Annotated in this window: 14 protein-coding genes and 4 pseudogenes; 14 read left to right on the top strand and 4 right to left on the bottom strand. The window is 35.2% G+C overall.

The features are described 5' to 3' along the window. The first annotated feature begins 83 nt into the window (after positions 1 to 83). From C7Y47_RS02785 to C7Y47_RS02750, 8 genes are all read left to right on the top strand, one after another. Entirely contained in the window at positions 84 to 1,730 is a 1,647-nt protein-coding gene (locus C7Y47_RS02785) for a glycerol-3-phosphate dehydrogenase/oxidase (RefSeq protein WP_142507378.1), read from the top strand. A gap of 3 nt (positions 1,731 to 1,733) precedes the next feature. Further along, complete coding sequence (locus C7Y47_RS02780) at positions 1,734 to 2,648, top strand: alpha/beta hydrolase (protein WP_142507377.1); 915 nt, start codon at positions 1,734 to 1,736, stop codon at positions 2,646 to 2,648. Beyond that, entirely contained in the window at positions 2,635 to 3,537 is a 903-nt protein-coding gene (miaA, locus tag C7Y47_RS02775; protein ID WP_142507376.1) for a tRNA (adenosine(37)-N6)-dimethylallyltransferase MiaA, read from the top strand. Before C7Y47_RS02780 ends, miaA begins: the two co-directional genes overlap by 14 nt. A gap of 91 nt (positions 3,538 to 3,628) precedes the next feature. Next, positions 3,629 to 3,859, top strand: a complete 231-nt coding sequence (gene hfq, locus C7Y47_RS02770) for an RNA chaperone Hfq (protein ID WP_049668557.1) — start codon at positions 3,629 to 3,631, stop codon at positions 3,857 to 3,859. A gap of 99 nt (positions 3,860 to 3,958) precedes the next feature. Next, complete coding sequence (locus C7Y47_RS02765; protein ID WP_142507375.1) at positions 3,959 to 4,261, top strand: rhodanese-like domain-containing protein; 303 nt, start codon at positions 3,959 to 3,961, stop codon at positions 4,259 to 4,261. Positions 4,262 to 4,651: 390 nt separating this feature from the next. Continuing rightward, positions 4,652 to 5,146: a DUF6584 family protein gene (locus C7Y47_RS02760; protein ID WP_142507625.1), complete on the top strand. Its 495-nt coding sequence runs from the start codon at positions 4,652 to 4,654 to the stop codon at positions 5,144 to 5,146. Between the two features lie 129 nt (positions 5,147 to 5,275). Continuing rightward, entirely contained in the window at positions 5,276 to 5,752 is a 477-nt protein-coding gene (locus C7Y47_RS02755; RefSeq protein ID WP_142507374.1) for an SMI1/KNR4 family protein, read from the top strand. Positions 5,753 to 5,865: 113 nt separating this feature from the next. Continuing rightward, positions 5,866 to 6,150 (top strand): hypothetical protein, encoded by a 285-nt coding sequence (locus C7Y47_RS02750; RefSeq protein ID WP_142507373.1) that lies wholly within the window; start codon positions 5,866 to 5,868, stop codon positions 6,148 to 6,150. A 262-nt stretch (positions 6,151 to 6,412) separates the two neighbouring features. Here C7Y47_RS02750 and C7Y47_RS02745 read toward each other — a convergent pair whose 3' ends face one another. Next, positions 6,413 to 7,474 (bottom strand): hypothetical protein, encoded by a 1,062-nt coding sequence (locus tag C7Y47_RS02745; protein ID WP_142507372.1) that lies wholly within the window; start codon positions 7,472 to 7,474, stop codon positions 6,413 to 6,415. A 420-nt stretch (positions 7,475 to 7,894) separates the two neighbouring features. Here C7Y47_RS02745 and C7Y47_RS02740 point away from each other — a divergent pair. From C7Y47_RS02740 to C7Y47_RS02725, 4 genes and pseudogenes are all read left to right on the top strand, one after another. Continuing rightward, positions 7,895 to 8,170, top strand: a pseudogene (locus tag C7Y47_RS02740) (IS110 family transposase); the annotation flags it as partial. A gap of 825 nt (positions 8,171 to 8,995) precedes the next feature. Continuing rightward, positions 8,996 to 9,912, top strand: a pseudogene (locus C7Y47_RS02730) (HNH endonuclease). Positions 9,913 to 10,439: 527 nt separating this feature from the next. Beyond that, a complete protein-coding gene (locus C7Y47_RS24810) occupies positions 10,440 to 10,577 on the top strand; it encodes a hypothetical protein (protein ID WP_185903377.1) in 138 nt (45 codons plus the stop codon). Between the two features lie 36 nt (positions 10,578 to 10,613). Next, positions 10,614 to 11,376, top strand: a pseudogene (locus C7Y47_RS02725) (IS3 family transposase); the annotation flags it as partial. Positions 11,377 to 11,517: 141 nt separating this feature from the next. Here the strand turns inward: C7Y47_RS02725 and C7Y47_RS02720 are convergent. Then, positions 11,518 to 12,705 (bottom strand): hypothetical protein, encoded by a 1,188-nt coding sequence (locus C7Y47_RS02720; protein ID WP_142507370.1) that lies wholly within the window; start codon positions 12,703 to 12,705, stop codon positions 11,518 to 11,520. A gap of 542 nt (positions 12,706 to 13,247) precedes the next feature. Between C7Y47_RS02720 and C7Y47_RS02715 the strand changes: the two genes are divergently transcribed. Further along, positions 13,248 to 13,739, top strand: coding sequence for a tyrosine-type recombinase/integrase (locus C7Y47_RS02715; protein ID WP_142507369.1), 492 nt, complete (start codon positions 13,248 to 13,250; stop codon positions 13,737 to 13,739). 75 nt (positions 13,740 to 13,814) lie between these two features. Here the strand turns inward: C7Y47_RS02715 and C7Y47_RS02710 are convergent, their stop codons facing one another. After that, entirely contained in the window at positions 13,815 to 16,970 is a 3,156-nt protein-coding gene (locus tag C7Y47_RS02710) for an ATP-binding protein (protein WP_142507368.1), read from the bottom strand. 188 nt (positions 16,971 to 17,158) lie between these two features. Beyond that, positions 17,159 to 17,396, bottom strand: a pseudogene (locus C7Y47_RS02705) (DUF6262 family protein); the annotation flags it as partial. A gap of 278 nt (positions 17,397 to 17,674) precedes the next feature. Here C7Y47_RS02705 and C7Y47_RS02700 point away from each other — a divergent pair. After that, positions 17,675 to 18,547: a DMT family transporter gene (locus C7Y47_RS02700; RefSeq protein ID WP_142507367.1), complete on the top strand. Its 873-nt coding sequence runs from the start codon at positions 17,675 to 17,677 to the stop codon at positions 18,545 to 18,547. The last annotated feature ends 205 nt before the right edge of the window (positions 18,548 to 18,752 follow it).

Raw genomic sequence — 18,752 nt, 5'->3', positions numbered from 1 at the left:
AGAGCATAATGCTAGTTATACAGGCTGGCATACGCAGTAGAGGTTACACGTTTTTTAAATTATAGCTAATGGGGGAAAAAGTTATGTTTTCATTTGAACATCGTCCTAAAATTATGCAGTTTTTAGAGCACTATAGCTTTGACGTTTTAGTCATTGGTGGCGGCATTACTGGTGCTGGCATTGCACTTGATGCAGCATCTAGAGGGCTATCAGTCGCTTTGATTGAGAAGCAGGATTTTTCTGCTGGCACATCAAGCCGTTCAACAAAGCTTATTCATGGTGGACTTCGTTATTTAAAGCAACTTGAAGTAGGTGTAGTAGCTGAGGTTGGGCGTGAGCGTGAAATTGTATATGACAATGCTGTCCACGTGACAACTCCTGAAAAGATGCTACTACCATTATATAAGAAGGGCTCTCTTGGACCATTTACAACATCAATGGCACTGAAGGTATATGATCGATTAGCAGGTGTTAAAAAGCATGAACGTAGAACAATGTTAAACGCTCAGGAAACGGCAGCGCTAGAGCCTTTACTCAATCGAGATGAGCTTATTGGTGGTGGCTACTACGTAGAATATCGTACAGATGATGCCCGTCTGACAATTGAAGTGCTGAAAAAAGCTGTTGAATATGGGGCGCTTTGTCTAAATTATGCGGAGATGACAGAATTTTTATATGAGAAGAAAAAGCTTGTTGGGGCACAAGTGAAGGATCATGTTACAGGGAAAACGATTGAAGTACATGCTGCGCAAATTGTTAATGCAACTGGACCTTGGGTGGACGAGGTTCGCCAAAAAGATAAAGTAGCAGACAAAAAACAATTACGTCTCACAAAAGGAGTCCATATTGTCCTTGATCAAAAGGATTTTCCATTACGACAAGCAGTCTACTTTGATATAGTGGATGGGCGTATGGCCTTTGCTATTCCACGTGATGGTAAAGCCTATGTAGGGACAACAGATACAGTTTACGAGGGAGACCCTGTACATCCCGTCGCTACCCAAGAGGATGTTAATTATTTAATCGCTGCTGCAAAAACCGTCTTTCCAACGGCAAATATTTCAAGAGATACGATTGAATCGTCATGGGCAGGTGTGCGTCCACTTATTTTTGAAAAAGGCAAGGATCCATCGGAAATTTCACGCAAAGATGAGATATGGACGGCTCCGAGTGGACTAATGACGATTGCGGGTGGCAAACTAACGGGCTACCGTCAAATGGCAGAGACAATCGTTGATAAAATTGTGAAAACACATAAATATAAGCATGCAAGTCCATGTGTAACACGTGAGTTATCACTTTCTGGTGCAAAAGGCATTAATGCCATTAATTTCACTGATTATTGTACTTATAAAGCTAAAGAGGGCGTTCAGTACGGTCTAAATTATGATGAAGCAAAACAGCTTGTTCAAAAGTATGGCACGAATGTTGATGCATTATATAACCAGGTGAAATATTTGCATGAACATGGAAGTACGATGCCCTTAGCCTTACATGCCATACTACTTTATGGTATAGAAGCGGAAATGGTGTACACTCCAAGTGATTTCTTTATCCGTCGAACAGGCTTATTATACTTCGATATTGATGCGGTAAAACGTTATAAACAGCAGGTCATTCAAGTTATGCAACAACATTTTAACTATACAGAGTCACAAAGAAATACTTATGTCGCACAACTAGAGCAAGCTATTGTAGATGCAACAAATTTTGCGGAGGAAGGAGTGTAGGCAATGCGTTATATTGAAATGTCAGATGGCCATTTTCTGTTTACTCGGACATTAAAGCCATCGAAGCCATGTATTGGTCATATTCATATTTTACATGGTATGGCGGAGCATAGTGGACGTTATGTTAAATTTGCAAATAGACTAAATGAAGCTGGTTATGCAGTGACAATGCATGATCATCGAGGGCATGGAGAAACAGCAGCCTATAATGGCACACTAGGTTTTTTCGCTGAAGAAAATGGGTTCGATCGCGTCGTGGAGGATGTACATGAAGTAGTAACAATATTGCATGAACAATTTACAGATGCACCTTTGATTTTATTTGGTCATAGTATGGGATCGTTCATTACTAGAAGATATATTCAATTGTACAGCGATCAAGTGGATAATGTCATTCTTTGTGGAACAGGAAACGTTACAACATTGCATACGATGGGAAATTTAGTAGCAAAAGTATTGGCCAAACGACTTGGTAAAGATACGGAGAGCAAGTTATTAAATAAGCTGAGCTTTGGTAGCTTTAATAAACAGTTCCCGAATTCGAAGACTGCGTACGACTGGTTATGTTCAGCAGAAGACGAGGTACAAAAATATATAGATGATCCGTATTGCGGCTTTATTCCAACAAACCAATTTTTTGTGGATTTAACAACAGGTTTTATGTCGTTAAATCGTAAAAAAGAGATAGCAAAAACAAAAAAAGACTTACCTATATTATTAATAAGTGGTAGTAAGGATCCAGTCGGAGAACAAAGCCAAGGTGTTTACGCTGTAGCACATCAATTGGCAGAAGCGGGCATACAGGATGTCACGGTTTACTTATTTGAGGATAAGCGCCATGAAATCCTAAACGAGGACAATCAAGAGGCAGTCTATCAAGTTTTATTACGGTGGTTAGAAAAATATGATACAAGATAAACTACAGCAGGCAGAGGTCGTAGCAATCGTAGGGCCAACTGCTTCTGGGAAAACGGCACTAAGCATTGAGTTAGCAAAAAAATATAATGGCGAAATCATCAACGGTGACTCCATGCAAATCTATCGAGGATTAGATATTGGGACAGCGAAAATTACTGAGGAAGAGATGGAGGGTGTACCCCATCATTTACTAAGCTTCAAAGAGCCAACAGAATCTTTTTCAGTAGCAGACTATCAAAAATTAGTGCGAGCTAAAATTGCAGAAATTCAAGCGTGCGGTAAGCTACCGATTATTGTAGGGGGCTCAGGTTTATATGTGCAGGCAGTACTCTATGATTTTCAATTTACAGAGGAGCAGGTAGATGAGGTGGCACGAAAAGCCTATTATGCAGAACTGGAGAAATTAGGTCCAGAGGCAATGCATGCTAAGCTTAAAAAACTTGATCCACAAACAGCAGAGACGATTCATCCAAATAATACTCGCCGTGTTATACGTGCGTTAGAGATGATTGAGCTTAGTGGCGTTTCAAAGGCATCCGAAGCACAAAATCGTGGAGAAATCCCACTTTACAATCATGTGATAATAGGGCTTGGGCAAAATATGTCACGTGAGGTGCTCTATGATCGTATTAACCGCCGTGTTGATATAATGATGGAAAAAGGACTTTTAGAAGAAGTAAAAGGCCTATGGCAGCAAAATATACGAGGTGTACAGTCAATCCAAGCAATCGGCTACAAAGAATTATATGATTACCTTGATGGAAGATGTTCTTTAGAAGAAGCCAGTGACAGCTTAAAGCAAAATTCTCGCCGCTATGCGAAAAGACAGCTAACATACTTCCGCAACAAAATGGATGTATATTTTGTTAATAATGGAGAAAAACTTTAATTAATTCCTAAAAATTACTAATTGCTAAATTGGTAGAACATGCTACTATAGGAATGAAGAGGTAGAAAGAGAGCATAGGGAGGCATATTTGATGAAATCAATTAACTTGCAAGATACATTCTTAAACCATCTACGTAAAAATAATGTTTTTGTAACTGTGTTTTTGTTAAACGGATTTCAGTTAAAAGGAACTGTGAAATCCTATGATAATTTTACAGTTTTATTACTAGATGCTGAAAGCAAGCAACATCTTATTTACAAACACGCTATTTCTACATTTGTTCCAGCAAAGCAAGTAGATTTTTTAGAAACAGAAGAATAGAAACATGAGAGTAAAACAGTTAGTGTTCATGACACTAGCTGTTTTTTTGCCCACAGGCTATAATGTAAGAGGAAATCGACATATTGGAGGACTACACAGATGAAAACTATGGAAACAACAGAAATATTAGGACTATTAGATGCGAACGAAGATCTATACATTATTGATGTTCGTGAAGATGATGAAGTAGCACAAGGCATGATTCCCGGTGCGCAGCACATTGCTCTTGGGACAATCCCTGAGCGCTTAGGTGAATTAGATGCTACTAAGCCATACATTATCGTTTGCAAGGCAGGCGGTCGTTCAGCAAATGCTTGTGCATACCTAGAAGCTCAAGGCTTTGACGTAACAAACCTTGAAGGCGGCATGCTTGCTTATGATGGAGAGTTAGAATTTAAATAATGGTCGATTAAACCTCGAACGCATTATCAAGACTTAAATTGTAAAAATCATAAAATATAACGGGTGATACATATTAGTCATATATAATATGTATCACCCTTTTTCTTCTTGATCAGTAATCACACCCGATTTGGATAATTATGTTAATATCGATGGTTATTTTGTGAAAAATTTTACTTCAACTAAACGAGGCAGTTTAGTTGAATAAGGAAAAAATTACATATATAAAATAAGGCTATACATTGTTAAGATTTGATAGGCCAAGTATTCTATGGAAAGAAATTAGAGTGGGAACGTTTCGCCAACAAGTGGAGACGTTTTTACTAACCATGCAGTATACTATCGAAAAATAATAAGAGTAAAGAATTAGGACATAAGAGGGTGTTTTTTATTGAAAAGAAAATTTCAAAGACTTTAAAACGGATAGAAGAGGATATTAAAAATGATGATTTAGGGAAAGCAAGGGATAGATTACACGGGTTAATAGCAACCTTTCCTAATGAATTAGAACTCCGTAAAAAGTTGGGAGACATTTATTTTGAGTTAAAATATCCTGCAATGGCTGGTCGATACTGGTATTTAGAAAAGAATAAGACTCCAAAAATGGTACATGCGTGTATTGAATTTGAAAGCTCTATGGGAAATGACATTAATAATATAGCAAGAGCTTTAAAGTATAAAGGTGATATTGGACTTTTAAAAGGACTGGATTTAGACCCAGCACTTTTATCTATCAATAAAGTAAAAGAAAAATTAGTAGAGGAACCAGATGCTTCAATAGAGGGTGAACATAACTGGATTATTTTTGGTTGTCTTTCAATCATAATTTTAATATTTATTTTTGCATTGGTTGGAGTTTATACATTTTTTAAATGGATATTTTAAATCAAAAATTTTTTTCATTAGAGGATAATGGAAAGAAATTTTTTACTAACGAGATGCAATAGCTGGCTGTATTTGAATGTATAAGGTACATAAAAAATATATTTCCAATTGTATGGAGGAGTCACGTTGGTGAATGAAGTAATTACAAATGCTAAAGAAATGATTCAAAGGTCTGGAACATCCACTAGGATAGCCACAGTTAGAGAAATAAATGACCTAAATGAAAAACTAGATATTAAACTTCCAGAGTGGTTGATAGAACTAATGACTACGGTAGAAGTGTGTGATAGTAAATTGGTAGTTCCTCTAGATGAAGAAGCTGAATTGCGAATAGAATTCTTGAATCCAGAGAGTATTAGTAAAGAATGTTTATTATATGTTCCAGGATGCGCAGTACATAAAAACGGTTATATTTGTATCGGGTTAGAAATAGGTATTGGAAATCCATACGCAATACATATACATGAAGGAAATAATCCTCCTGTCTATTTATTAGATCATGAATACGGTGAAGAGACTGAAATGATAATTGAAAATAAACTAACTGTTGTAAAAAAATTATCCGACCTTTTCCTAGTTGCGACCATAAAAAAGGAAAATTGTTGAATAGCACTTTTAAGACTTGATTTACACTTAAAAAATTTAGATAGGAAAACACCTGAATAAATACGATAACTTTTAAGTGTTTTAAAATTATGAGGTGACGAGTGAGGATAGGTGTGGAGAGATACATCAAGAAATATATACAGGGTTTTTTATTTGCAATTATGTTACCAATTTATGATGCATTATGGAAGCTTTCCTGGAATGATGGGGAGTGGAAACATTGGTTAGCGATGGCATTAATATTACCAGTCGTTGTTTATTCTTTTTATGATGCCGGTAAAGAATTCATGAAAGTTCGAACTTTTTCAAAAGAAAGTGTTTTAATGTATGTTTTTTTAAGGTTGGGAAGTATTTCGTTTATTGTGGTGGGGAATATCGTAGGCTTGTTTAACTTTTAGTAAAATATGATTAATAACATATGCAAACCTAAGGGGGTGCGTTAATTAAAGATCATTGAGTTACATACGCAGATCTTTATTCTTTTTTGAATAGATAAAGCTCAAATAATTAGTGATATCCAATTTTAGCAGTTTCCCCGTTTTCCCCAGTTTTACGTTGCAAGAAATGAATATTTTATTATGATATGTAGAGAACCCTGTAGCTCATCGGAGAATTTACGATAAGCTACAAGGTTCCTTATTTAACGAGAAATTATTTAAATTACTCTGTAATCAGTATCGCCGCTGGGGTGTTAAGCGAGCCAGCTGTAGAAGTATAGACTGAATGTGTAACACTAGTTCCTTTAGGTACAGTAAATGTAGCAATCCGAACACCTTGGGTATTGGAAGACAGTGTAGGAACACCGTAAGTTGGACCATTGTTCCAACGTACAGCGCCGCCGTATGAACCTCCACGACCTGTCAAATATACCTTTAATGTCTTATCGGCTTGAGTTGGGTTTTTGAAAGTGATATTCGCCTTGTAAATAACACCATAATGCCCCTTATTAGTTGCTACAGCATCGCCAGGCGAATAGCTAGTGTCTTTAGTCATTAAGTTGTCATTTCTTCCATTATTTATGGAGAAACTTTTATTGCCGTCTCCGACAGTATATAGAGCAGCAGCGCCATCTGAAGTACCAAAGCCGTCGATATTAGAAAAGTTCCAAGAACCACGCGGATGAGTCCCAACTGGTGACACAACTGCATTTTGATTACTACGAAGATCGGCAGTAGTATTTTTAGCAGCCACTGTTCTGACTTTATAAGACATTGGAGAACTAGACGATAAAGTAAACTCAATAATTCCCCCCACCAAATAACCATTTGGTACTTTCCATTCTTTAACTAATCCAACTTTCCCCGCTGCAATGGAACTATCAACCGGAGAACTAGGCGTTAATGTATTTCCAAGTAAAGCTTTTGCGGCACATTTCCCATGAGCTACAAAGCCGGTAATAGTATCGATACAGTCTTTAACACCAGAGACTTTATAAGTACTGCCACTTGAACCATTACCAATGGTAACACCGAACTTGATAGTTGCACCTGTGTTATTTAGATGCCAAACAAACATTCGATAAGTTACACTTGGTAATCCAGATGTAGTATCTGCCCAAAGCGTTGCATAACCATTAGTGAATGGAACAGAGCTATTAATAGTTTCTGGATTATCAGACAAGAAAAAACGTTGATTATTACTTGCTTTACCGTATAAGTTTAAAGATGGTAAAACATTTGGGATTGTCACAGCAGTTAAATCAGATTGAGAACATGAAGCCATTATTATTTCCTCCTAAAAGTTAATTGAGATGTGAGACTAGTGGATGTCGTTGAATAAGGTTATCCACGAACCTTGTTATCAACGATTTCTCGCGCTCATATAATTAAAGTGATTAAGAGGAGGAATAAAACAACCTTCGTTTTATTTTTTTTATGCAATCGCTTAGGCTACTTGGGGTTCTTTACTTGAAGATCATTGAGTTACATATGCAGCTCTTTTTTCTTTATTGAACTCCCATGAAAGAACGTAATCATTTTTCATTTACTGTGGTGTAGTGTTAATTTTACACGACATGGATGGTTAACGGGGCAGCATTCCTGTTTGAAGGATGTTCAAGGTCTTGAAAGAAAAAGAGCCCTCTAGTATGATGCATGAGTGTCAACGACCATTGACCCATCATCAAACAAGGAGGACTTCTTTATGCATTTTAAATGGAATAATAAAATTAATCAAGTTACTGAAAATACACTCGTTGTCGGCATGGATATTGCCAAGCGTATTCATTACGCATGCTTTGTAGATGAACGTGGGCGAGTAATAGAAAAAGCTTTTGCCGTACATCAATCGAAAGAAGGCTTCGAAAACTTGTATGAAAAGATTCTTCAAACGATGAAGGAAGCTAAGAAAACTGAAGTAATAATAGGGATTGTGCCTACAGGCCACTACTGGATGAACTTAGCCTATTTCTTAGATCAAATTCCAGCAGGGTAAACAACCGCTTTGGTTTAGTGCTAGTGGGAGGAGGAAAGACTACAAATAACATTTCTTCAACAATCGCGGCATTTTATGGAATAACACCATTAAAATCTGGATATTTGTGTTAAAATTTCTCTGTATTGTTTTCCAATCTAAATTGGACCAGAGAGGTATTTGAGATTTATGGGAGAAGCTTGTAATTTGAACTGCGGACATTGTTCTTACAATCAAAATGTTTTTTTAGGAATTGGATTTAGGTATATAAACTTGAGTTCGATTTTAGAATGGTATGAGGAAGAAGAAGGTCGGCAATACATCAGAGAGTTTATTAATAACAAGGAAACGTCTTTTGAATGCTACGACGGTCTATATGTTTGTCAGAACTGTTGTTACCTATTAAATAAAGTACATTTACATATGAAGTCAGGAACCCAATCTTATACGAACATTCATACTTGTCCTCGATGTAATACTCAAATGCCGTCAAAGCCTTTAATCGATATTAATCAAAGTGATGTTCTAGATTGTCCAGATTGTAGGCAAGAAAAGCTAAAGGTGAGTTTTTATATGGATTGGGACTAAAGAAGTTGGTTCTTAAAATTTCCTTATTAAACTAAAAGAGGTTTTAGCAAGATGACTGTGGAGTTATTTTACAGCTAATGTGTTTTTCAATATTAAACACTTAAAGGGGGCGATTGTTCAATTAGAGCAATCGCTTTTTCACTAACGGACAGGATAGTTGAATAAGGATGATGTTATAATTAAAGGGAAGTTTACTTTATATATACTCCAATATAGGAAAGATCAAGATAGAGGGTTAATTAGATGAATTATTATATTGTAATGCAAGGGCATACCTATTTAGAAGAAAAAGAAGCAGGTATTATTTGGTCACCGCAAAAGGATAAATCAGGTAAAGTATCGCACTCATGGAATTGAATGAAAGAAGTATTAAAAGGGGATTGTGTATTTCATTATGTACGTGGAGAGTTAGTTGCTGTTAGTATCGCACAGTCTAATTATTATGAAGCTTCAAAACCTGGTGAGATGCAAAGTTATTTACAATGGGAAAATGCAGGTTATTTAGTAGATTTAGAATATCATGAGTTGACATACCGCAAAATATAAAAGCAAATTTTGATGCGATTTTACCGCTTCTACCCTTAAAGTATTCTCCTTTCCAGCAAGATGGAAATGGCAATCAAGGTTATTTATACCCATGTAATGAAACGCTCGCAATTAAGTTATTAGAATTGATTAGTGATTTGAATATCTATGAAGAAAATCAGGAGCAATTAGAGTTTGCAATTGGCTCTGTTGTAAGTAGAGAAAGCAATAAACTTGTACCAATATTAGTTGAGACAGACGCGGAAGCAAAAGTGAAAATTCGTAAAGGTCAGCAAAAATATAAAGAGGCGTTAGCTCCATTATGGAATCATCAATGTGCATTATGTGGTATTGATTTACCTGCAATACTTAGAGCAAGTCATTCAAAGCCGTGGAAGGATAGCACAAATGAAGAAAGGTTAGATGCTTTTAATGGTTTGTTGCTATGTTGTAATCACGATGCATTATATGACAAAGGCTATATTGCATTTGATGGTACTGGCAAGATACATATCTCTGAACGAATTGATGAATTGGATTATGTAAAGTATGGTATTTATCCTAAAATGCGGGTGAATCGTTACGAAGAAAATAAGAAGTATTTTAAGTGGCATAAGAAAAACGTGTTTTTATAGTAAAAATTGACAAAGAGAAGCGAGATTTATATGCTTCTCTCTCCGTATGTTATTAGACTATTTTCTCAGAGACTTTTAATAGTAAACGTAGCGTAAAGCTTCTTTAATAGGTCTAATGTTTCTCTAGCGTTAGTATATTAGGAGCTGTTCAAGGAATTTGGTGTATATAGACTTAAGAGTTTAATGTCGATTACAAAGTATTTGCTTAAAGTGAAGTATACAAATGAAAGTAGTATGAAATGTGGGTATGGCCGTCCTTACTTAGAACGGGGTTATGCTTGTTTGAGGTTTTAAAATTAAAGGCTATTTGCTCAAAGTTTGTTGTTTTTATTGTTTTGACAAGCAATTTATGGATTATTGAAACTCATAATATTGAGATTCGTAAACAGACAGATTCCCAGCGGAAGTACACATTGAACACCCATTTGTTCAATCATTTTTAGCCTAAGGTAAATGGAAATATTTATCCATATGGATGGGATTTGAAGTATTATTAAATTAATAGTGCTAGTTTAGGAGGGGTTTTATTGAGTGATAATAAAAAGGGGATAGTGTTCTCGATTATATTCGGTAGTTTAGCCATTTTAATTGTAGTGTTTCTATTGTCTTTTGCGTTTTTTGGTAAAGAAATACTAGACGCGTTATTTAATAATGGGGATTTCTAGTCTATATCTGTAATCTTCCATTCTTTTTTGACCACTTTCAACGAAAAATCAGCACAAAAGCGTGCAACCCATGAGTTAGCCGATGAAACCCTCAAAGAAATCATTTTAAAAGCATATCATTCCTGAGAACGTAGGAAAGGTGCACGTCAAATTAAAAAGACGTTAGAAAACCAATATGGGATTACGTATAACTTAAAACGTATTCGCCGTTTTATGAAGAAATTCGAGATTGTATGCCCAATTCGAAAAGCGAATCCGGCACGTAGAATGGCCAAAGCGACAAAAGAACATCGTACATGTTCAAATGAATTGTTTTAAACAAGGTGTAGCAGGAAAAGTATTACTAGATATCACGTATTTGGTGTACGGAAACACAAACGTGCTTATTTATCAACGATTAAGGACGCTGAGACAAACGAAATTTTAGCGTATGAAGTATCTGCTTCATTAAGTATGGATATCACACTCAATACTCTTCGTAAGTTGAAGCGAAACCACCACCATTTAACGAAAGATGCATTCATTCAGATCAAAGATTCCATTATACGAATCCACAATTCCAGAAACTTGTGAAAAAATGGGACTAGAGCAATCTATGTCACACCGAGGAAACTGTTGGGATAATGCCGCTCAAGAATGGTTCTTCGGTCATTTTAAAGATGAAACTAAGCTGAAAGCGTGCGAAACATTAGAAGAATTAAAACGGGAAGTGAAAAGTTATATGATGTACTTGGAAAAAATCCGAAATAAGGGGAATGAAACTTACCGTATTTGTAGGAAATATAGTTATGCTGTTTGAATAGGAAAGGGACTAATTATCATCATATAGAGGCCAAAGAGCAAATTAAGCGTGCTGTACTGATCTATAAGGAAATAAGAAAGGGGTTAATCCCTAAATCATTGTTTAATGACTGTTTGGATAACCCCGAATTTATACTGATTAATGTTGTGGAAGATGGTCTTGGCCGTTTATCGTTACTTTAGAAGCTGAAATAAGAATTTCTTTATTTGCTTCAAAATATGGGTCTAAAGTATTGTAAAAAGCTTCCCATGTTTCTTCGCTTTTTTCTTGTTCTCCTTTTTTATCAAGTGCTTGGTATTCTTCATAAAGTTGTTTTAATTTCTTGCTATCTGCTTCACTAACTTTGAATTCAAAGTTAGCCATGTATTCTTCAAATGTTTGAGGCTTTTCGAACTGATTAAGGAGTCCATAGAATTCTTCGTGTAACTTATCATATAACTCATCATTTTCATCTTTTGATGCTTTTTGTAAATCCCCATGAAGAGTTTTTAGTTTGGCTAAAGTTTCAGCTGGGATATCTAAAAATTCCGTGACTTCCTTATAGCTATCCATAAATTCTTCAAATGTTTCTGGTACATATAGCGCATCTAAATATGGTTCAAGGATTTTATCAAACTCTTCAAATTTTTTGTTAGCTTTTTCTTCATCACCACTTTTTTCAAGCTTTACCCATTCGGTATAAATAGCTTTAAGCTGTGTAGTATCGTTTTCTTTAATAACGATATTTTTCTCATTAAATCCGTAATCCTGTATAAATTCTTCGAAAGATTTTGGTTGCCAAGCAGCTAAATAATATGGCTTTGTAATTTTATACATTTCTTCGTGAATTTTTTCTATTTCTTCATATTTCTTTTCAATCTCTTCTTCAATCGCTTCTTTTTCTATTTCAGCTGACATCTCTTTTTTTAGCTTTTTGATTTCATTAAACATTTTTTCTAATTTTGTTAAATCTTCTTGTGTTACCTCTTTAGGTAAGCCTCTTTTAAATACGTCAAACGTGTAAAAGTCTGAATAATTCTCTACTAAGCTACCTTCTATAGAAATTTCTTGTCCTTCTACTAAATTTATTTTTTCTAATTGCTCATCTGAAAATTTAGATAAACTGATGAAGTAATTTTTACCATCTCTTCCCTTAAGGATCATTCCATCGCTCTCGCTGTAGATGTCTTTAATAGTTCCTGTAATTTTTTGTTCAAGTTGAACGGTAATACTGCTATTATCTGTTGTTTCTACTGATACAGCTCCTGCTTGAAGTGGTGTCAGAACAGCCATTCCTATTGTAAGTGCAGAGGCAACCATCCAAGTTTTTTTAATCGGTTTTTTCATATGTAGTTCTCCTTTTATTTAAAAAATAGGTATTACCAATAATTAGACGATTTACCATCTGAAAAGTTCGTTGTTTTAAAAATAAGTTAGTTTTTGAATTAAAAAAGAGAACCAAAAGACCACTCCGTGATGAACTGCCCCGTAAAAGTTAGACATAAAATCTAACTTTTACGGGGTGTTTTTATAAGCGAATTTACATCAGATGAAAAAAAGAATCGTATAACGTTATATAAATGGACAAGAAAGTATCCATCACATTGCTCGAGAAGAAGGGGGAAGGAAAATGAAGGGGAATTCATCTTATTTAAAAAATGGTGTTCAATTAATCACTTTGCAATTGACTTCTTTGGGGCAGATAAATACTTATTACATGAAGTTGAAGTTGAAGTTGAAGTTGAAGTTAAAGGGATCCGATTAAATACCCTAAATCGAAAAGTTGCTGCACTCCGCTTCTATTTAAGTGAAATCAATGGATATAATGAACCAGACGCATTAAATGATTCATACAGGCTTTGCGCGATCTGTATAATTTTGAGCCATATTTGGAGAAAAAGGGAATCAACCCGGTCACTTTTGCAATGCAGAAAGAAGAAGCTTTATCACTGATTGAAAAGTTTAATACGGATAAACCTGAAGACATCCGTATTTATGCAATATGTTTAGTCAATCTTATAACTGCAAATAGACCTTCTGAAATGGTCCGCCTTCTTGTTAAGGATTTTGATTTTCCCAGAAGAGAAGTCGCTGTAAAGTTAATTAAGCAAAAAACTTTACATAGGAAGCCGTTAACAATGGAAGCATTATTTGCAGTTCAACGTTATATATCTAGCTTTAAATTGATTTCCGATGATTATTTTGTTGGAAAGGTTGATAAGTGGGGAAATTACAGCTCTATCCAAATTAACTCTAATACATACCGTCAGAACATAAAAAAGTGGATAAATGTTGCCCCTTATACGTTAAGAAAAACACAGATTACAAGTATGCACCGTAATAAGGCGACTAGGCTTCCTTGTGAGCCTAGTCTTTTTTGATATATATAGCGGATAGGATTACGAAAGTGACAGATAAAGTCATCGAACTGACGGATAGATCGACATAATACCTCATTAATTTTTGGGAATGGAGAATGAGATGGTTGTGCCTTGACCAATGACACTGTCTACAATTAATTCCACGCCAAATAATAGCTTCAGGCGTTGTTCCGTATTTATGAGCCCTACGCTCGTTTTCTTGTGAGAAGTCTTTGGCTCAAATCCAACACCATTATCTGAAATGCCTATTGTAAAATGGTCTTTTACCTCTTGAATAGAAATGGTCACAGTACCACCCTCCCGTAGCGGTAAAATGCCATGCTGAATAGCATTTTCGACAAGGGTTTGTATGGAAAGCGGAGGAACAAAAAGCTCCATTTCATTTGGCAAATCCCATACTACATGTACCCTGTCACCAAAGCGTATTTGTTCAATGGCAAGATAGGCACGAACGAGCTTTAATTCATAGTCAATGGGCACGACTAAATCGACATTTTGGAAATCGAAGCTTGTTTGTAGATAGTCACTAAAGGCAAGTAGTAATTCTTCCATTTTCTCTTCGTCTATACCATGTAAAGAAATAATAGAGTTAATAGTATTGAAGAAAAAGTGTGGCTGAATTTGTGCCTGAAGCCATGCAGCCTCAATGCGCAGACGTTCCTCGCTAGATTGCTTAACTTGAATAAGAGCTTGAACACGTGATTTAAGCTCCATATATTCCATTGGTTTTTTTACATAATCATTGGCACCACTTAAAAATGCTAGTCGAATATCTTCACTTTGTTGTCGAGCTGTTAAGAACAATAAAGGTAGCTCTGAAATAGAGAATTTTTCACGAATATGCTTGGCCAAGTCATAGCCAGACATATGCGGCATCATAATATCAGAAATAACTAAATCATAGTTATTGTTTTGAAGCATATCGAGAGCCTCTGTCCCACTTAAAGCCGTTTCTATTTCAAAGGAATCAGTTGAAAATGCATTGACAAGTACTTGTAAGTTTACAGCGTCATCGTCAACAATGAGAATTCTTGCATGGCTAGTTACTAAAGAGTTTGTTTCTGTAGTAGCAGCAATATTGTATTCTCTCGAAAGATCATTTAATAATGAATATTTGAAGGATGCAGGATCCTTCTCAACATTTAATTCACTGTCTTCCACATTCTGCGACTTCGCTATTGGTAATGAGAAAGTAAAGATTGAGCCTCTACCAATAGTAGACGATACCGACATTGTTCCCCCGTGTAAGGAAACAAGCTCTTGGCAAATGCTTAAGCCTAATCCAAGGCCACCACCTATGGAAGTCATTGTAGAATCCACTTGTTCATATGGCTCAAATACGCTTTCTTGCATATTTTTATCAATGCCAATCCCCGTATCTGTAACGGAGATATATAGTTGTTTCCCAACTACTTGGGCATCAATCGTAATGGAACCATGTTCAGTGAATTTAATGGCATTATGAATTAAGTTCGCAAAAATTTGAATTAGTCGTGTCTCGTCGGCAAAAACAAATGGCGAATTACTGGGTATACGGACGATAAGTTCAATTGGCTTTCCTTTCAGCATAAAACGAAACATATTGCTGACCCCACTTGCGAGTTTATAAGCATTCAAAGGTTTTGGTTGTAGCTGAAGAGTTTTTTCTTTTAATTTTACTAAATCCAATAAATCATCTAACAAGTGGGTCATATGGTTTCCGATTCTTACCATTAGTTTTAAATCATTTTGATCGTCTTTATCTACCTGCTTAGCTAACATCGTTTGGGCAATACTCATCATGCCATGCAAAGGGTTGCGCAGTTCATGAGAGGTATTTGCCAGGAAATAATCTTTTGTAGTTATTTCTTTTTTTAATTTCGCAGAAAGCTTTTCTGTTTGTAAGGTTGTTTGAAAATAACTTGTAAACCAAAATCCAGATAATGCAGTTATTCCAATTAATATATCAAAAGGATAATGACTATAAGGTAACGCTGTATTCTGTCTTAAAGGTAAAAATAATGAATTGGTTGCCATGGCTGTTCCTGTTAATAATAAAAATATCACGCCTTTTTGACCTTTTAAAGCTATAATCAATGTGAAAATAGTTATAATAATAGGAGAGACGATAAAAAGTATTATAAATATCATTTTGGTTTTAAAAATATATTCAATGGGAGCTACTACAATAAATAATAAATAAAAAGCACATACCCATGGGACAATAGTTAATATTTTAGGCTTAGAGTATTCCTTCATCAATTCACGTAGTAATAAAACAAAAAATAACGCATTATGTATGTAAGAGAAATAGGTTAGTTTGTTTGCCCAAATCCAATTTATTGGTAAATAACTAAATAATATTCTATTGCTTGAAGTGAGTATCGTTAAACAAGCTGAAATAGTAATCATGGCAAAATAAAATAAAGTTTTATTTCGAATGCCCATACCCCAAAGTAAAATTGCAAATAGTACGTAAATTAGAAAGACTAGGCAAACGGCCATTTGAGTTTCAATGGAAAAAGACTTTGATTGTTCCATTGAGTGTAGATCACCAAGAATAATTTCTCGTTGAAACCCACCTTGTACATAAGGATTTGTTTGAACACCTTGTATGATAATTTCGCTTTCAATAGTATTAAGCGTAAAATAATAAGTTATAGGTCTGCCGATAGGGGCAGTTTGAGTAAGACTCGTTGTAAGATTTCCTAGTCCTCCAATGGATTGACCGTTTATATAAAGCTCATAGGGTGCTAAACCTTCAGGGATCGTAATGCCATACATCTGTGGTGAAGAATGTTCTTTTAAAATTTTTAAACGATATGAACCATAATGAACTTTCTCATTATTTTTAAAATATTGATCCCAAGATTCTGGTTGATTCGTATAAACCTTATTTTGATCAACTGATTGGGCATTTTCTGAAGCGAGAAGGACGTTAGGATAGAATTCCCACTCCCTCTGTAGCTTAACTATGAAATTATGGCTTGTATCAATACTTCTTAAATCAACCGTTCCTTGTATAGCTTCAACTCCTGTTGCAATGTTAGTAAAATTCATCCAAGTAAAATGTAAAAAAGTTAGAAAACTAAAGAATAACCCAGAAACTATAAAAACAGTTATTTTTTTGGAGAAAATTATCATATAATAGATTTCGACAAAAAGGTTTATTTCTCCTTCAAAAGTAATAGTTTTTTTAATTTTTTTAAAAATAAAAGATGTTGAGATAAAGCTGGATTTTTGCTGTTTCATTCATAGAACCAAACCTTTTGATCAGAATAAGTGAAGTTATATAGAACCATCTGATAATCTAAGGAATGTTGTGAATCTGGTAATGAGAACTTAAATGTGGGGTCCTTTCCAAGAAAGTATTAGGTAACCAATTCATGGCATAAACTTAAGCCTAGTTCAAGATCACCATTAATACTAGAATCCGCATTGTAAACATCTGCATAAGCTACTTTCAGCTGTTCTCTAAGCCGCTTGTTTTCTTCCTCCAATTTTTTGTTCTTCCTTTTTAGAGAGGCAATAAGGGCATCCTTATTGCTTTCGTTCATTTCTCGTTTTACTTGGTTAGGATGTAGGTACTTGTGATTGCTGTTCTCGTAATGTTTCAATCCTGGTACGGAAGTCCTTGTTGTTATAGAGTGTTGCTTTTGATACATTCGCTTCACTGGAACATAATATCCTTTTATTAGTTTAGTCTATTTAATTTAGGCGAGGGTTTTTCTTATACATTCGAGTTGATATAAGATTGAAGCAGTTCGTTATCGTTTGGTAAAATGTGTTATTAATGTAATATGCAAGGAGGGATTCGTATGTATCGAACAATAGCACCCCCAACAATGTCTTTACAGTAGAATCTGCTGTTTAGGCATTCAATAAAAGCTTGCTAATTCTCAATAGATTCTACTGTATATCGAAGACTATATACATGTAGAAAGTAGGAATTAGAAATGAGCGGAAAACTATCTTTTATGTTATCAATGATTATTTTTGGAGCTGTCGGTGTTTTTGCAAAATATATTAAGTTGCCTTCAAGTGAAATTGCCTTTTGGATGAGTTTCATTGGCTCTGTTTTTTTACTTTTGGTGTTCCTTTCTAAAAAAGAAAGATTTACGAAAACAACTATTTTACAAAATAAATGGCCGTTGGTACTTTCGAGCTTTGCCTTATGTGGTAATTGGATTTTCCTTTTCCAGGCGTACAAGGAAACAACCATCGCCAATGCAGCTCTAAGCTACTATTTTGCTCCAGTACTAGTGATTTGTTTGTCACCTATAGTTTTGAAAGAAAAAATAATATTGAAAAAAATTTTTTATGTTTGTGTTGCATTAGTAGGACTGTATTTTATCGTTCAAAGCCAAACTACCGAAACAAGCGAACGTTATATTGGTATTGTCTATGGCCTTATTGCAGCTTGCTTCTATGCAGTAGTAACATTCACCAATAAGTATATTCGTGGATTAAAAGAGCCTGATAATACGATTATTCAACTTGCTTTAGCAGCGTTATTCCTTGCTCTTTACCTCTTTGGGACTAATGGGTTCCAAGTAATGCAAATCGATATAAAATCAATTAGTTTACTTATAGCATTGGGCATTGTCCATGCTGGGATCGGCTTCTATCTGTTCTTTTTTGGAATGCGTCATTTAGTAGGGCAAAGTATAGCTATATTAAGCTATATTGATCCACTAACATCATTAGTGATTTCGACGATGATTATAGGAGAAAAAATGGCGACCCTACAAATACTAGGTGCTATCCTTTTACTCGGCGCAACATTTCTGAGTGAATTAGATAAAACAAAGACGATATCACAACAATAGATGGACAGGAAGCTTCTTAATGCCTTTTTGGCAGTAGGGAGCTTTTCGGATACGGAGCATAAAGAGTTGAAAATAGCCATATCAAATTGAAAGGTGTAGAGCCTGATGTATTGCTTAAAATGAAAGATAAGTTTTAAATAGAACCTTACAAAAATGCTTTCTTGTCTCGGTTGATTGTTGAGTTACTTGGATAGTCGGACTCAGA

The sequence above is a fragment of the Lysinibacillus sphaericus genome, from assembly GCF_006864135.1.
Taxonomy (GTDB): domain Bacteria; phylum Bacillota; class Bacilli; order Bacillales_A; family Planococcaceae; genus Lysinibacillus.
The sequence above is the reverse complement of the archived record's forward strand: the minus strand, read 5'-3'. Positions and strand labels throughout refer to the sequence as shown.

Excerpts from the sequence above, each read along its gene's own strand:
- C7Y47_RS02785 (WP_142507378.1), top strand. The coding sequence starts at position 84 with ATGTTTTCATTTGAACATCGTCCTAAAATTATGCAGTTTTTAGAGCAC.
- C7Y47_RS02780 (WP_142507377.1), top strand. The coding sequence starts at position 1,734 with ATGCGTTATATTGAAATGTCAGATGGCCATTTTCTGTTTACTCGGACA.
- C7Y47_RS02765 (WP_142507375.1), top strand. The coding sequence starts at position 3,959 with ATGAAAACTATGGAAACAACAGAAATATTAGGACTATTAGATGCGAAC.
- C7Y47_RS02700 (WP_142507367.1), top strand. The coding sequence starts at position 17,675 with ATGAGCGGAAAACTATCTTTTATGTTATCAATGATTATTTTTGGAGCT.
- miaA (WP_142507376.1), top strand. The coding sequence starts at position 2,635 with ATGATACAAGATAAACTACAGCAGGCAGAGGTCGTAGCAATCGTAGGG.
- C7Y47_RS02710 (WP_142507368.1), bottom strand. The coding sequence starts at position 16,970 with ATGAAACAGCAAAAATCCAGCTTTATCTCAACATCTTTTATTTTTAAA.
- hfq (WP_049668557.1), top strand. The coding sequence starts at position 3,629 with ATGAAATCAATTAACTTGCAAGATACATTCTTAAACCATCTACGTAAA.
- C7Y47_RS02745 (WP_142507372.1), bottom strand. The coding sequence starts at position 7,474 with ATGGCTTCATGTTCTCAATCTGATTTAACTGCTGTGACAATCCCAAAT.
- C7Y47_RS02720 (WP_142507370.1), bottom strand. The coding sequence starts at position 12,705 with ATGAAAAAACCGATTAAAAAAACTTGGATGGTTGCCTCTGCACTTACA.